Consider the following 14,337-nt stretch of genomic DNA (forward strand, 5'->3'; position numbering starts at 1 on the left):
GGTGCATCCGCCGAAAGTACAAGAGGTCGGCTGTGCCAACGGCCAGGTCGGATCAGGCTCCGGAGCCGATGTGCCCGCCGCCGGCATCCGTGAAGGTGGAAGCACCCACCTGATCAAGCCAAGGAGCATGGTGATGAGAACGCCTCAATCCCCCACCGCACCAGAGAATCCGCCGTCCCAGAGCACGCTGGAAGATCTGCGCCTGCCCGTGCAGGCCAAGCTCGCCGCAGCATGGACCAGCTTCATGTTCCTCTACATCTACGTCGACTACCTCGCTCTGTACAAGCCCGGCTTCGTGGACGACCTCCTGGCCGGCATCGTCCACGAGTTCGACCTGGGCCCGACCTTCGTCGCCGTTGCGCTCACGCTCATGGCCGTCCCGATCCTCATGATCCTGCTCTCCGCGACGCTGCCCGCCCGTGTCAACCGCACCATCAACCTCGTCGTGGCAACGCTCTACATCCCCGTCTCGGTGTTCAACGCGGCAGGGGAGCCGTGGTCCTACTCCTATTTCTACGGCCTCTCCATCGGACTCGAGGTGCTTCTCCTGGCCTTCATCCTGCGCTCCGCCTGGAACTGGCCACGCCGCACCGCATCACCGGCGACCCTGGCAGCCGGCCTCGACAGCGAGCCGCTCCGCCCGCCGCAGCAGGCGTGACCGGCCCGTGAGGAGGATCGGACTTCGGCGATAGCGGGCTGGTCCCGCGTCGGTTCGGCGACGGCCGATGGCTCGGGTTAGGCGGTTTCGTCGGCCTCGGCGAGGGCGCGGTAGACGGAGGCGATCGAGGGGTTCTGGCCCGATGTTCTCGACCGCCGTCAGCCGGTTCCAGCGCAACCTGCAGACGAACTCGCCGCTGCGGTCTCTCGGCGGGGCGGTCACTGACGTGCCCGCCGACGCCACCGCCTTCCCGCACCGGCGCCACGGCACGCTGGTGATCGCCTCGGTGTTCCCGCCGCAACGCGGCGCCGGACTGGACGCGGTCTGGAGACCTCTCGCCCGGCGCGTCGAGGGCGCCTACCTGGGCTTCGAAAGCCGCCCGGACACCAACGCGTTCGACCGCATCTACCCGGGCGTGACAGGTGGCCGGGTCACCCGGCTCTGGAAGCACTACGACCCCGAAGGGACCTTCCAAGCCTTGTGGACGTCCCGCTCGTAACCTCTGTCGCCCGGCTCAGGGCCGTCTCTCCCCCTTTTTGTTAACAGGCCTCTTCGCACGGCGGGTCGGCTTCGTCCTCTTGATCCAGGTGGGCGAGGACGCGCTCGTTGACGGCGGTGAGGACGGCGCGTTCCTCGGGCGTCATGAGGTCGAGGAAGTGCTCGCGCAGGCGCTGCGCGTGAGGGGGGACCGTCGCCTCGATCACGGCGCGGCCCTGGGGGGTCAGGCAGAGGAGGGAGCTGCGGGCGTCGTCGGGGTTGGCCTCGCGGGTGATGAGGCCGCGCTGCTCCATGCGGCGGACCTGGTGGGACAGGCGGCTCTTCTCCCACAGCAGCGCACAGCGCACGGCCAGGGACGTCATCCGTCCTTCGGGGGCGCCGGCGAGGGTGACGAGGACGCCGTAGTCGGCGCCGGACAGGCCCGAGTCGCTCATCAGGGAGCGGGTGAGCCGCGCACCGAGCCGGGCGTGCAGTTGCAGGTGTGCGCGCCAGGCCCGGCCCTCTTCCTCCGACAGGTGCTCGAGCTCGTACTTCATCCTTCCAGCATAGCCACAAGGTTGACGTATCACCCTGATCGGCGAAGGTGAGGAAGCCCACGCGAACAGGTTGATGCATCATCCAAATCTAGAGTTATGGTTGACACGTCATCCTCAATGATGTGGAGGCCTTTCATGCCCGACTACGGTCACGACCTGCGCTTCGGCTCCTTCCTCACCCCCTCGGCCGCCGACCCGCGGCAGGCCGTGGACCTCGCCGTCCTCTCCGAGAAGGCAGGGCTGGGGCTGGTGACCTTCCAAGACCACCCCTACCAACCCGGGTTCCTCGACACCTGGACCCTGCTCAGCTGGGTCGCCGCGCGCACCGAGCGCGTCCACCTGGCCGGCAACGTGCTCAACCTCCCGTTGCGCAACCCCGCGGTGCTCGCGCGCGCGGTCGCGAGCCTCGACCTGCTGTCCGGCGGGCGCGTCGACCTGGGCCTGGGCGCGGGCGCGTTCCTGGAGGCCGTCGCCGCGATGGGCGGCCCCTCCCTCACCGCCGGGGAGTCCGTCACCGCGCTGGCCGAGGCGATGCGGATCATCCGCGGCGTCTGGCGCCCCGAAGACCGCGCACCGCTGCGGGTGCGCGGGGACTTCCACCGGGTGGACGGGGCCAAGCGCGGGCCCGCCCCCGCGCATGACGTGCCGATCTGGCTCGGCGCCTACAAACCGCGCATGCTGCGGCTCGTGGGGGCCGAAGCCGACGGGTGGCTGCCGTCCCTGCCCTACCTTTCCTCACCGTCGCTGCGCGAAGGCAACACGCTCATCGACGAGGCCGCCGAGGAGGCCGGACGCGACCCGCGGGAGATCCGGCGCCTGCTCAACATCATGGGCGGCTTCGGCTCCTCTGCCGAGCCGTTCCAGGGGCCGTCCGAACAGTGGATCGACCTGCTCCTGCCACTCGTCCTGGAGGACGGGATGAGCACGTTCCTCATCGCGTCCGACGACCCGCGGGCCATCGAGACCTTCGCCCGGGACGTCGCGCCGGCCGTCCGAGAGGCCGTCGCCGCCGAGCGAGCCCGGGCCGGAACGCCTTCCGGCAGGGTCCGTCCAGCCGCCGTCCTCGCCGCCCGCCGCGCGGACATCGACTACGACGCGGTGCCCGCCTCGCTCGCCGACCGTGCCGTCGAACCGGGCGACCGCGCGTATGACGGCCTGCGTTCGACCTATCTCTGGGACGGCTCCCCCGGTCTCGTCCTGCGGCCGTCCGACGCCGCCCAGACCGCCGAGGCCGTCGCGTTCGCCCGCACCCAGCGGGTGCCGCTCGCCGTGCGCAGCGGCGGCCACGGCATCAGCGGCCGGGCCACGAACGACGGCGGGGTCGTCCTGGACCTGGGTGCGCTGGACGACGTCGAGGTGATCGACCGGTCCCGGAGACTGGTGCGGGTCGGAGCGGGCGCGCGCTGGGGCGACGTCGCGGCGCGACTCGCGGAGCACGGCCTGGCGATCAGTTCCGGCGACTACGGCGACGTCGGCGTCGGCGGGCTCGCGACGGCCGGAGGGCTCGGCCTTCTCGCCCGCTCCTACGGGTTGACGATCGACCACGTCGTGGCGGCCGACGTCGTCCTCGCCGATGGCAGTCGGGTGAGAGCCGACGCCGACCACCACCCGGACCTGTTCTGGGGGCTGCGCGGAGCGGGCGCCAACCTCGGTGTCGTCACTTCCTTGGAGATCGAGGCGGCCGAGGTGGACGACGTCGTCCAGGGCACATTTATTTACGACGCGGCCGACACCGCGGTGTTCCTCCAACGCTGGGGTGAACTCGTCGAGGCGTCGCCCCGGGAGCTGACGGCCTTCCTCAGCCTGTTCCGGCAGGCAGGCCGCGTCCTCGCACAGACCACGGCGGTGTGGGCGAACGCGGATACCGAAACGGCGATCGCCGCGCTGGAGCCGTTCCTCGAGCTCGGCCCGGTCCTCGGGCAGCAGGCACATCTCGTCCCGTACGCGGCGCTCATGGCGCCCGCCCACAACGCCCACCACGGGGACGGCAGGCTGCGTTCGCGCTCGGCGCTCGCCGAGCACCTGGACGCGCACACCGTGAAGGTGCTCGCGGAGATGTTCGAACGCGGCGACACCGGCATCGTGCAGATCCGCTCGATGGGCGGCGCCGTCTCTGACGTTCCGGCCGATGCGACCGCCTTCGCCCACCGTGACCGGCGCTTCGCCCTCAACGCCGTCCTGCGCGCCCGTGGCGAGGCATGGGACGAGCTCGGCTCCGACGCCGTTTATCTCAGCTTCGAAACCCACGACCAGGAGGCCGCGCTTCCCCGCGCCTTCCCCGCGGCGACGCTGGCCAGGCTCCGCGCGGTCAAGCGCGCCTACGATCCCGACAACGTCTTTCGCAACAACTTTCCCATCGACCCCGAAGCCGGTGCCTGAAGCCGCCTCGACCGGGCCGGCCGCACTCCTGCGGTCGGCCCCCGCACTTCCCGTCAGGGGCGGAAGAGCCGCTCGATGAGGAGTTGCCAGCTGTCGGCCACGGGCCGGACGGCGCCTTCGAGGGCGCGGTCGTCCGAGCCGGGATCCTGCAGGAAGAGCAGGAAGGCGCCCTCCAGCGCGGAGGCGAGCTGGACGGAGAGCGTGTCGGGGTCCGCGAGCTCGCGGTCCGCCAGGCCGATCAGCATGCGCAGGTGGACGCGGGAGAAGTTGCCCTCGCCGGCGGGGGCTGGGTGGTCGCGTTCCAGGGACGCGCGCGCGATCGCGTGCCGTTCGACGAGGAAGGCCGTCCGGGCGCGGCCGTAGGCGACCATGCGCTCGACCGGGCCGGCGCCGGGTCCGAGCGGGGGCGGGCCGGCCAGGACGCTCTCCTGGAAGCGCCGCTCGTCCTCGTCGATGAGAGCGCGGAAGATGCCGGCGCGGCTGCCGAACCGGCGGAAGACCGTGCCCTTGCCGAGTCCGGCCTGCTCGGCGAGTCCGTCCATCGTCAGCTTCTCGACCCCGTCCTCCGCGATCATCGCGCGCATCGTCTCCAGCAGGAGCTCGCGGTTGCGGGCGGCGTCGGCGCGCTCGGGCCGTGGTCTGCCGAAGGGGATGACCGGGGAGTTCACGGAAACAAACTATCCCCCCGGGAATTAAACGGGGTAAAGTCCGCTTATGCTTCTGTGGCGGGTGCGACCACGGAGTCCCGCCCGCCGTCCGAGGCCGCGCTCCTCGCGGCCCGCCTCCCGAAGAGAGAGACCCATGACGCTGTTCCGCCTGGACGCCAGCATCCTTCCCGCCACCTCCGCCGGCGCCGAGATCGCCGACATCATTGAAGCGGAATGGACCGCGGCCCGGCCCGACGCCCCGATCGTGCGACGCCACCTCGGCACCGACCCGCTGCCCGCCGACGCCTGGGCCCACGCCACCACGGCGGGAGGCGTCCCGGAGACCGAGCGCACCCCGGCCCAGCACGACGCCGTCGCCCTGGCCGGTGCGCTCGCCGACGAGATCCGGGCGGCCGACGCGGCCGTCCTGGCCGTGCCGCTCTACAACTTCGGCGTCTCCCAGCACTTCAAGACCTGGATCGACCTGGTGCTGGCCGGCGCCGGCCCGACCGACCCCCTTCTCAAGGGCACCCCGACCGTCCTCATCGCGACGCTCGGCGGCGGCTACGGCCCCGGCACCCCCCGCGAGGGCTGGGACCACTCGACGCCCTACCTGGAGCGCATCCTGCGCGACGTCTGGCAGGCCGACCTGACGGTGGTCAAGCGCGAGCTCACCCTGGCCCGCACCACCCCGGCCATGGCGGACCTGCGCGACCTCGCCGACGAGCACCACGCCCGCGCCCTCACCGAGGCCCGAGACAGCGCCCGCACCCTCCTGCGCGCCTGACACCGCGCGGTGACGACCGCGGCGGTGCAAGACGGCCATCCGATCTCGCTGAAGGCGGCCGCTCTCCCCGGATACCGCTCGGTGTCCGGCCGGGCCGAACGTGGACGCCATCACGTTGCGGGCGGCGGCATGCGCCTCCGCCGACGGTGCCACCGACGATCTGGCTGGTGGCCGTCTTCTCGTTGAGAATGCGTCCGCCGTCGATCGCCGAGACCACGCGCGACGCGGATCGAGGTGTCGGTGTGAGTGATGCCGCCCGACGGACGCCGCAGACCTCGCCGAAATCGAGGAACGGTACTGGAATCCAACACGGGAGCACATCACCTACAGGCCAGCATGCTCCCACTGTGAAGACACGGGCCAGACCCAGCCCGGCTGTCGTTGATTCCTTCACCGATCCTCCGCGAGCCCGTCGCAGACCGCCATGAGCACGTCTTTGACGCCGCGGTTCTTCAGGTCGGTCAGGACATGGGCCCACGACTTGGCGCCCTCGCCTCCGTCGCCGGCCCGGATTCCTGCGACAGGCCGGTTCGTGGGGCGGTTCCCGTCCCCGATCCGCCGGAGGTGCCGGCAGGGGCTCAAGCGGGTGGCCGCTGGACGCGCACCTGGTGTTCGGTCGCGGTGAAGCCGAGGCGGCGGTACAGGCCGATCGCCTCGGCGTCCGGATCCGCGACGATGACCAGGGTGCGGGCTCCGGCCGCGCGGGCGTGCTCGGCGGCGGCGTGCAGCAGGGCGGAGGCAAGCCCGCGGCGGCGGTGGGCAGGATGGGTCGACACCTGCTGGTAGCGGGCCAGACCCCGGCCGTCCGGGACGATCCCGAGCGCGGCGACCACCTGTCCCCCCTCGAACGCCCCGAACCAGGTGGCCAGGCCGGATGTGCACAGCCGCCGGTCCTCGGCGGCCTTCGCCACCAGGAACGCATCGTTCTCCGCGGTCGGCGCCACTTCGGACGTCACCCGCCGCAGCGCGACGAGGCCGTCCCACTCCCCCGCCGAGACCAGCGGCCGGATCTCCGCCCCCGCCGGGTGGCCTGGAGCGCGCAGCCTTTCGGCCGTCAGCACGGTGTCGGCCCCGGTCTCCGACCCGGCAAGTCCCCACGATGCGACCGCTTCCCGAACGCGTCCGAGGAGCTCTGGTCCGGTCCCGTCCACCCCGATCGCGATGTGGGAGGCGTCCGGCAGTTCGCTCCGGAAGATCTCCAGAGCGCGCGGCAGAACGTCCGGCGCGGCCAGCACGAAGTTCCCCCACCAAAAGTGCGGGTTATCCGCAGTCCGCACCACCAGATAGTCGGGATGCTCGGTGACGTCGGCTCCCGCGATCCGGCGCAGATGCAGGTCGGTCCGGTAGGCGAGGCTCTGGATGTGCACCCCGTCATCCTAGGGACAGGCCCTCTGACCTGTGCCGATCCCACCTGCCCCTGCCGCGGACCCACCGCCACCGGCCCGGCCTGGAACTGGCCGCCTGGGACCTCGACCGTGCCGGCCGGCGCATCTTCCGCCTCGACCGCCACCGGAGCCCGCTTCCGCTCGCGCGACCTGCCCGCCGCCTACGTTCAGGACCGGCTTGGCTCCCGCCCCGCCCGCTACGACATCAGACCACCCGAAAGCCACGTAAGCCGTGGTCTTATGCGGTTTCGTCCGGCTGCTCGGCAGAGCGCGACCGTCGATGAGCCGCGACTCGTTCGCGGGTCGCGCATCGGCGGGAGCAGTAGCGGCGTTCCGGGCCGCTGCCCTGGGTGATGAAGGCGTTCTGGCAGCTGGTCGATGCGCAGATCCTGCCGGGCGGGCGTTGGCGGTCCCAGACGAGTACGGCCAGGGACATGCAGGACGAGGCGAGGAGCCACTCGTCCCAGGGGGCGTTGTCGTCGTGGTCGAGGTGGGGGTGCCAGGGGGTGCCGCCGCCGTGCGATGTCAGGCGGAGCGGGCCGGTGTGATCCTTCAGGAGGCGGTTGAGGGCGGCCGCGGCGTCGTCGGCGTGTTCGGCGGCGAAGACCTGCCGCAGCGATGCGGCTGCCGCGCGCATACCGGCAATGTCGCGGGCGGTGAGGTCGATGGGGTCGGGCTCTCCGTATGCGCGGAGCACGTCGGCGACGTCGGCCGGGTCGGGGTGCTCGTCGGCCAGGGCGTTGACCAGGGCGGCGGCCCGCCGGGCCGTGGTCAGCACGGAGTGCCGGGTGGACCGGTCGTCGCCGTTGAAGGACACGGAAGCAATGTAACGCATCTTGCATGGTTTTGAGTTACGTCCGTAACGTCCCGGCCATGAGAAAGCGTTACCCACTTCGCTTGTATCTCGTGGGGGCGGCGACAGCCCGTACCGGGGACGAGATGTCAGGACCGGCGCTCATGCTGGCGGGATTCGCCCTGACCGGTTCGGCCCTCGAAGCGTCGTCGCTGCTCGCGGGCATCACCGTCTCCGCTGCGGTCGGTGGCCCGATGCTGGGGGCGCTCCTCGACAGGACAGGGCGGCCGGGACGCCTGCTGGCCGGTGCGCTCGTCCTCTATGCGGCCGGGCTGGGAATGATCATCGCGGGACTGGGCCGGTTGCCGTTCGCTGTCACCATCTTGGTCGCGGTGCTGACAGGGCTGCTGGGACCGGCCCTCTCGGGTGGTTGGACGGCCCAACTTCCGCGCGTGCTGCCGGGCGACCGCCTGCCCCGGGCGAACACGCTCGACGCCATGACGTTCAGCGCGGCGAGTCTCGCCGGTCCGGTCCTTGCCGGCGGCGCGGCAGAGGCGCTGGGAGCCCCGACGGCCGTGGTGGTCTCCGCGGTGCTCATCACTTTGGCGTTGCCCGCCGCGTGGAGGCTGCCCGCTCGTCCCGGCCGAACGCCACAGACCGGGGCGACTTCGATGTTCAGCGACCTTGTCGCCGGAACGCGGGTCATCGCCGGAAGGCCTGCACTGGCCCGAGCTACCCTCACCTCCGTCCTCTCCTGCGTCGCCCAGGGAATGCTGATGGCGTGCATCCCGCTCCTGGGCGAACGCGTCCTGGGCGGAGCCGGCCACGGCGCGGCGCTGCTCTCCTGTGCGGCGGTCTCCGCCTTGGCGGCCAATGCCGTACTCGCCCGGTTCCCGCGTGCAGTCGCCCCTGACACGATCATCTGGGTCGGTGCTCTCGTTCAGGCTGCCGCATTGACCTTTGCCATAGGGGGTCAGCCGGTCGCGCTCATCGTGGCCGTGCTCATCGCAGGGGTCGGGGAGGGGCCTCAGCTGACCGCCCTGTTCGCCGTTCGCCACCGAGAGGCACCCGAACACCTGCGGGGCCAGATCTTCACCACTGGCGCCAGCCTCAAAATCACGGGATTCGCCTTGGGCGCGGCGGTCGCCGGACCGCTCGCGACCTGGTCCCTTCCAGGCGCATTGGCATTCGCAGCGAGTGTGGCGGCCCTCGCGGCACTGGCGTTCTTCGCGATCCCGTCGGCTCCCACGTCCGGCCCTGAACGATCGCCCGACCTTCGATGACCACGCTCAACTCGAGCAGCGGATCCCGTCGCGGCGGCCGTGCCCCGCGCGAACCGCTGGCCGCATACCGGACAACGCATGCCCGACCCGGCTGTGCGTTCCCTTCCGATCCCACGGCCACGTCGTGTGGCGGGCGCAGGTGAGCCATCGCCGTGGAAGGCCGCTCGTACTTCCTCGTGCCGGGCGCCGTCGAGTGCGGGTGATTCGGCCGCAGTAGTGAGCCTGCGTTCTACCCGGGGCTTTCTGGGTTCCCGTGGATGATGCGGTGGATGGTGGAGCGGCCGACGCTGTACTCGGTGGCCAGGTCGGCGAGGGAGACCTGGCCTTCGGCGTAGCGGCGGCGGATGGAGTGGCGTGCGGGCTCGGGCAGTTTGGGTTGCTTGCCTTTGAGCTTGCCGTTCTTCTTCGCCAGGGCCATGCCCTCGCGGGTGCGCTGGTGCCCGATCTTGGCTTCGAACTCGGCGACCATGGCGAGGGTCTGGAGGAACAGCCGGCCGAAGGGGTCGCTCCAGTCGTAGACGCTGGCGCCCAGGCCGAACTTGGTGACGGTGAACACCGTCCCAGACGGCGGCGAGGGCCTGGTCGAGGCCGGCCCGGTCGCGGCGGGTGGTGCCGGAGAATCCGCGGTCGATGTAGATGCGGTCCTGCGGGACGCCGAGCGCGAGCAGCTGCTCGGCCTGGATCACGACGTCCTGTCCGTCGGTGCTGCAGCGGGCGTAGCCGACCCGGGCTCCGTTCACGCGCTCAAGTGCTCCGGATAGGGGACCTTCACCGGAACAGTTCGCGGAACAGCTATACGGAACACCTTGACCTGGGGTTCTGTTCGGGCGGCTGGCGTTCCGTTGGAGGATCCCCTAACGGAACACCCACCAACGGCCGCCACCTCAGCCACAGACCTGGCGGGCCGTCATCGAGACGATTTGACCGACCGCTCGCCCACCTGGCGGCTGTCTGGGGACACGTTCGGGAGCAGGGCGCCGGCCAGGCGGCCCGGTGGCGTCCGCAAGACAAAAAAACCTGACAAAAGGTGTCTGGTTATGGGGCGAGCATGGTTCGACCGGTCGGCGCCGATGGCGGACGTGGACCGGCGCCCACGGATAGATCGACAGACAGGACCGCAATGCGCGAAACGCCAGAAGAACTCAAAGAGCTGCAGGCCCTCCTGGACGCCTCGCTCTCCCGCTCCACCTCGCACCTCCGCTCGATCATCAATACCGAGAGCACACTGACCGCAGAGCAGCTCACCCAGGTCCTCACCGGCATGTGCACCCTCGCCCTGTCCACCGTGACCGCGAAGGGCGAACCGCGGATCAGCGGCGTGGACGGGCACCTCCTGCACGGAAAGTGGCACTTCGGCACGGCGCGCGGCGCCGCCAAGGCCCGCCATCTGGCCGCCCGCCCCGCCGCCAGCACCGCGCACATGCGCGGCGAGGACCTAGGCGTGTTCACGCACGGCACGGTGGAGATCCTCAACCCCCAGCACGGCGAGCCGGCCGCAGACTGGCCGGACCTGCTCGCCTACCTCAAGGACTTCTACGGCGACGACTCCGACTGGGACAACGACGTGGTCTACTACCGGCTGCATCCGCACTGGATGAGCGTCTACGCCCCCGACTTCGCCAAGCTCATCGAAGCCGACGGCCGGTGACATGGGACGCGAGACCATCGACGTGGTGGGGGCCCGCACCAACAATCTGCGGGACGTGTCCCTGAGCATCCCCAAGGGGCGGCTCGTCGCGTTCACCGGGGTGAGCGGCAGCGGCAAGACCTCGCTGGCCGTCGACACCCTGCACAACGAGGCCCAACTGCGGTACTTGGAGGGGCTTTCGCCGTTCGTGCGGCAGTACATCACCCAGCGCAACCGGCCGAAGGTCGACCGCATCCTCGGGCTCGGCGCGACGCTCGCGGTCGATCAGCGGCGCCTGAACCGCAATCCCCGCTCCACGGTCGCGACGATCACCGGCATCGACGGCCACCTGGGGCTGCTGTATTCGCGCCTCCCCGCGATCGGAGCGGACCCTGCCGCGGACGAAAGCAGGCATCTGACGACCGCCCACTTCGACCGCAACACGCCCGAAGGAGGCTGCGGGGACTGCCACGGGGTGGGCGGACGTTGGCAGGCCCAAGAGGACCTGGTCATCACCCGCCCGGAACTCCCGCTCTTCAAGGGAGCCTCGCCCTGGTACGCGAAATGGCGGTCAGGAGAGCATGCGTTCGTGCCCGCGCTCGCCGAGAAACGGGGTGTGGACCTCGATCTGCCGTGGCGGTCGCTGCCCGAGGAGTTCCGCCACTGCGTGCTGTACGGCACGGGCGACGAGACGGTCGAGGCGAGCGTCGACATACCGAACAAGAACGAGACGGCCCTGGTGACCTACACCTCCAGCCAGCCGCTGCGAGGTGCGCTCGCCGAGGTCGAGCGGGTGTTCGTGAACGCCCAGACGCCCAACGCCAAGCAGCGCTACCTCCCGTACATGCGCAAGCTGCCCTGCGGGGCCTGCGGCGGCAGCGGATACGACCAGGCGGCCCGGTCCGTGCGGCTCGGCGGCCTGACGTACCCGGACCTGCTCGAGGTGGAGGTGCGGGAGGTCCGCGACTGGGCGGAGCGTGTGGCCGACGGCCTGGACGCCCGGCAACGCGAGGTGGGCGAGCCGCTGCTGCAGGACCTCGGCCGCAGGCTCGGCATCCTCGACCGGCTCGGGCTGGCCCATCTCCAGCTGTCCCGGAGCGCAGCGACCCTCTCAGGGGGCGAGCTGCAGCGGACCCGGCTCGCCGCTCAGCTCAGCACCGAGCTGAGCGGCATCGTCTTCGTCCTGGACGAGCCCGGGACGGGGCTGCACCCGGCGGACAAGGCGCACCTGCTCGACATCGCCCTGGAGCTGCGCGAAGCCGACAACACCGTGCTTCTCGTCGAGCACGACCCCGAACTCATCGCCCGGGCCGACTGGGTGATCGACATGGGGCCGGGCGCGGGCAGCCTCGGCGGCGAGGTCCTGGTGTCGGGGCCTCCCGCCGACGTGGCCGCCCACCCTGAGTCACTGACCGGCCGCTACCTGGCCGGTGAGGGGCCGCGGCTGCGCCGGACCCGCCGTCCGGTCGGGGACGGCACCGGCTGGGTGGAGCTGCACGGCCTGCACGCACACAACGTGACCGCGGACCTGGTGCGTTTCCCCGTCGGGCGGCTCACCTGCCTGACGGGGGTGAGCGGCAGCGGCAAGAGCAGCCTGCTCGGCGCGCTCGGGACGGGTGCCGAAGCGGCCCTCAGCAGAAAGGCGTCCGACACGGTGCGGAAGGTGAGCGGCCTCGACGGGTTCGGCTGGGTCGCCGTCGTCGACCAGGACCCGCTCGGACGGACACCGCGCTCCAACCCGGCCACGTACAGCAAGGCGTTCGACATCATCCGCGCTCTGTTCGCCGAAACCGACGCGGCTCGTGAACGAGGAGTCGACGCCTCCTGGTTCAGTTTCAACACCGCGGGCGGCGGCCGCTGCGAGACCTGCACGGGCTACGGCCGAAAGCTGGTCGACATGCACTTCCTACCGGACGTGTGGGTGGTCTGCGACGCGTGCGAGGGCCGCCGGTACGAACCGGAGGCCTTGGAGATCAAATATCAGGGCCTGGCCATCGACCAGGTGTTGGAGCTGACCGTCACCGAGGCCGTCGAGCGATTCCCCGAACCCCGGCGGCTCGCGGAGACCTTGAGGGCGTTGGATCAGGTCGGGCTCGGTTACCTGCAGCTCGGCCAGAGCGCCACGGAGCTGTCCGGCGGTGAGGCGCAGCGGTTGAAGCTGGCGTCTGCGATCCAGCGTGGCGCCACGAGCCGCAAGGCCGGCCTCGTCGTTCTCGACGAACCCGTCTCAGGCCTGCACCCGTCCGACGTCCAGCGCGTGGTGGACGCTTTGGACGTGCTGCTGGACTCGGGCAACACCGTTGTCGTGGCCGAGCACGACATCCCCGTCGCCGCGTCCGCGGACTGGGTGATCGACCTGGGGCCGGGCGCCGGTCCGGACGGAGGAGCGGTGGTCGCGGAGGGTGCCCCGGACGTCGTCGCGGCGGCGGAGACCCCGACCGCCGGGTTCCTCCGCCGGTACGCGGCGGGCCTGCCGCTCCTGGAGCGTCACCCGGCCTTGGCGGGGTGACGCCGTTCGAGCCGGGTGGAGAAGAGCAGGATGCCGAGTCCGGCCACCGACAGCACCGCACCCACCAGGGCGGGCGCGCGGTAGCCGTACCCGGAGGCGATCACCAGGCCACCGAGCCAGGCGCCGAGGGCGTTGGCGAGGTTGAGGGATGCGTGGTTCATCGCCGAACCGAGGTTGACGGCGTCCCCGGCGACGTCCATCAGCCGCAGTTGCAGGTTGGTGACGAGGACCGAGGCGGTGGCGGTGACCGCGAACACCACCGGGAGCAGCCACCAGCCATGGGGCGCCACCGTCCAGAAGACGAGCATGACCGCGGTAGAGGCGGCGGTCGCCTGGATCAAGGTCCGCAGGACCGACCGGGCGGCCAGCTCGCCGCCCAGCCACGTCCCGAACACCATGCCGAGGCCGAAGACCAGCAGGAACACCGGCACCGCCCCCTCGGCGAGCCCGCTGACGCGGGTGACCGTGGTGGCGATGTAGGAGTAGACGGCGAACATGCCCGCGAAGCCGATCGAGCCGACCGCCAGGGTGAGCCAAACCTGGCGGCGGGTGAAGAACTCCCCGGCCTCCCGGCCTCCGGCGGCCTGCCCGTCGCCCGGCACCGAGGGCACGAACGCCAGCACCAGGACGGCGGTCAGCGCTGCGAGCGCGGCGGCGGCCAGGTAAGCCGAACGCCATCCGGTGTGCTGCCCGAGCCAGGTGGCGGCCGGCACCCCGATCACATTGGAGACCGAAAGGCCCATGAACACCCCCGCCACGGCCCTGCCGCGGCGTTCGGGCGTCGTCAGGCCCGCCGCGACCAGGCTCGCCGCGCCGAAGTAGGCGCCGTGCGGCAGCCCGTCGAGGAACCGGGCCGCGGTGAGCATGCCGTAGCCGGTGGCGGCCGCGCTCATCAGGTTGAACACTGCGTAGGCGGCCATCAGACCAGCCAGCAGGCCGCGGCGCGGCAGCCGGGCGGCGAAGAACGAGATGACAGGGACGCCGACGACCACACCGAGCGCGTAGGCGGAGATCGTGTGCCCCGCCGTGGGCTCGTCCACACCGATGCCCTCGGCGATCTGCGGCAGCAGCCCCATCGTCACGAACTCGGTCGTGCCGATCGCGAAGCCGCCGACGGCCAGCGTCAGCACGGCGAGCACGAAGCGGCGGCCGCCGACCGGGCCGGGCGGAGAGGACGGGACGGACGGGAGCGCGGACATGGACGATCTTCCTGTGAGCCGTGGACGCCGTGGTCA

General features: G+C 71.1%; 13 protein-coding genes and 2 pseudogenes. 7 read left to right on the top strand and 8 right to left on the bottom strand.

The features are described 5' to 3' along the window. The first annotated feature begins 133 nt into the window (after positions 1-133). Positions 134-658, top strand: coding sequence for a DUF6326 family protein (locus C2865_RS27100; RefSeq protein ID WP_106401425.1), 525 nt, complete (start codon positions 134-136; stop codon positions 656-658). Positions 659-800: 142 nt separating this feature from the next. Beyond that, positions 801-1,157 (top strand): hypothetical protein, encoded by a 357-nt coding sequence (locus tag C2865_RS27105; RefSeq protein ID WP_106401426.1) that lies wholly within the window; start codon positions 801-803, stop codon positions 1,155-1,157. Positions 1,158-1,197: 40 nt separating this feature from the next. Here C2865_RS27105 and C2865_RS27110 read toward each other — a convergent pair whose 3' ends face one another. Then, on the bottom strand, positions 1,198-1,692 hold the full coding sequence (locus C2865_RS27110) for a MarR family winged helix-turn-helix transcriptional regulator (RefSeq protein WP_106401427.1): 495 nt from the start codon (positions 1,690-1,692) through the stop codon (positions 1,198-1,200). 135 nt (positions 1,693-1,827) lie between these two features. On the opposite strand from C2865_RS27110, the gene C2865_RS27115 reads away from it, so the two are divergent. Then, on the top strand, positions 1,828-4,071 hold the full coding sequence (locus tag C2865_RS27115; RefSeq protein WP_106401428.1) for an LLM class flavin-dependent oxidoreductase: 2,244 nt from the start codon (positions 1,828-1,830) through the stop codon (positions 4,069-4,071). Between the two features lie 53 nt (positions 4,072-4,124). Here C2865_RS27115 and C2865_RS27120 read toward each other — a convergent pair whose 3' ends face one another. Further along, on the bottom strand, positions 4,125-4,739 hold the full coding sequence (locus tag C2865_RS27120; RefSeq protein ID WP_106401429.1) for a TetR/AcrR family transcriptional regulator: 615 nt from the start codon (positions 4,737-4,739) through the stop codon (positions 4,125-4,127). Between the two features lie 133 nt (positions 4,740-4,872). Here C2865_RS27120 and C2865_RS27125 point away from each other — a divergent pair, with 133 nt between their 5' ends. Further along, positions 4,873-5,505 (top strand): FMN-dependent NADH-azoreductase, encoded by a 633-nt coding sequence (locus tag C2865_RS27125; protein WP_106401430.1) that lies wholly within the window; start codon positions 4,873-4,875, stop codon positions 5,503-5,505. A gap of 405 nt (positions 5,506-5,910) precedes the next feature. Here the strand turns inward: C2865_RS27125 and C2865_RS39100 are convergent. The 3 genes and pseudogenes from C2865_RS39100 to C2865_RS27145 all read right to left on the bottom strand — a co-directional run. Then, a pseudogene (locus C2865_RS39100) lies at positions 5,911-6,021 on the bottom strand (transposase); the annotation flags it as partial. 62 nt (positions 6,022-6,083) lie between these two features. Continuing rightward, complete coding sequence (locus C2865_RS27140) at positions 6,084-6,872, bottom strand: GNAT family N-acetyltransferase (protein WP_106401433.1); 789 nt, start codon at positions 6,870-6,872, stop codon at positions 6,084-6,086. A gap of 256 nt (positions 6,873-7,128) precedes the next feature. Beyond that, positions 7,129-7,707 carry a CGNR zinc finger domain-containing protein gene (locus tag C2865_RS27145; protein WP_232835833.1) on the bottom strand — a complete coding sequence of 193 codons (579 nt, stop codon included), beginning with the start codon at positions 7,705-7,707 and terminating at the stop codon, positions 7,129-7,131. A 56-nt stretch (positions 7,708-7,763) separates the two neighbouring features. On the opposite strand from C2865_RS27145, the gene C2865_RS27150 reads away from it, so the two are divergent. Continuing rightward, complete coding sequence (locus C2865_RS27150) at positions 7,764-8,966, top strand: MFS transporter (RefSeq protein WP_106401839.1); 1,203 nt, start codon at positions 7,764-7,766, stop codon at positions 8,964-8,966. A gap of 229 nt (positions 8,967-9,195) precedes the next feature. Here C2865_RS27150 and C2865_RS40210 read toward each other — a convergent pair whose 3' ends face one another. Continuing rightward, complete coding sequence (locus C2865_RS40210; protein ID WP_198653635.1) at positions 9,196-9,522, bottom strand: recombinase family protein; 327 nt, start codon at positions 9,520-9,522, stop codon at positions 9,196-9,198. Positions 9,523-9,583: 61 nt separating this feature from the next. Next, a pseudogene (locus C2865_RS41895) lies at positions 9,584-9,706 on the bottom strand (hypothetical protein); the annotation flags it as partial. 380 nt (positions 9,707-10,086) lie between these two features. Between C2865_RS41895 and C2865_RS27160 the strand changes: the two are divergent. After that, positions 10,087-10,614 (top strand): pyridoxamine 5'-phosphate oxidase family protein, encoded by a 528-nt coding sequence (locus tag C2865_RS27160; RefSeq protein ID WP_106401435.1) that lies wholly within the window; start codon positions 10,087-10,089, stop codon positions 10,612-10,614. 1 nt (position 10,615) lies between these two features. Further along, the gene (locus C2865_RS27165) at positions 10,616-13,102 is read left to right on the top strand and encodes an excinuclease ABC subunit UvrA (RefSeq protein WP_106401436.1); all 2,487 of its coding nucleotides are present in this window, start codon (positions 10,616-10,618) and stop codon (positions 13,100-13,102) included. Here C2865_RS27165 and C2865_RS27170 read toward each other — a convergent pair. Beyond that, the gene (locus C2865_RS27170) at positions 13,081-14,301 is read right to left on the bottom strand and encodes an MFS transporter (RefSeq protein WP_106401437.1); all 1,221 of its coding nucleotides are present in this window, start codon (positions 14,299-14,301) and stop codon (positions 13,081-13,083) included. The two genes, C2865_RS27165 and C2865_RS27170, sit on opposite strands and share 22 nt — an antisense overlap. Positions 14,302-14,337: the final 36 nt, after the last annotated feature.

Origin of the sequence: Actinocorallia populi (assembly GCF_002995495.1) — a bacterium.
Lineage (GTDB): Bacteria > Actinomycetota > Actinomycetes > Streptosporangiales > Streptosporangiaceae > Actinocorallia > Actinocorallia populi.

Coding starts and splice junctions, on each gene's coding strand:
- C2865_RS27100 (WP_106401425.1), top strand. CDS start 134: ATGAGAACGCCTCAATCCCCCACCGCACCAGAGAATCCGCCGTCCCAG.
- C2865_RS27105 (WP_106401426.1), top strand. CDS start 801: ATGTTCTCGACCGCCGTCAGCCGGTTCCAGCGCAACCTGCAGACGAAC.
- C2865_RS27110 (WP_106401427.1), bottom strand. CDS start 1,692: ATGAAGTACGAGCTCGAGCACCTGTCGGAGGAAGAGGGCCGGGCCTGG.
- C2865_RS27115 (WP_106401428.1), top strand. CDS start 1,828: ATGCCCGACTACGGTCACGACCTGCGCTTCGGCTCCTTCCTCACCCCC.
- C2865_RS27125 (WP_106401430.1), top strand. CDS start 4,873: ATGACGCTGTTCCGCCTGGACGCCAGCATCCTTCCCGCCACCTCCGCC.
- C2865_RS27150 (WP_106401839.1), top strand. CDS start 7,764: ATGAGAAAGCGTTACCCACTTCGCTTGTATCTCGTGGGGGCGGCGACA.
- C2865_RS27160 (WP_106401435.1), top strand. CDS start 10,087: ATGCGCGAAACGCCAGAAGAACTCAAAGAGCTGCAGGCCCTCCTGGAC.
- C2865_RS27165 (WP_106401436.1), top strand. CDS start 10,616: ATGGGACGCGAGACCATCGACGTGGTGGGGGCCCGCACCAACAATCTG.
- C2865_RS27170 (WP_106401437.1), bottom strand. CDS start 14,301: ATGTCCGCGCTCCCGTCCGTCCCGTCCTCTCCGCCCGGCCCGGTCGGC.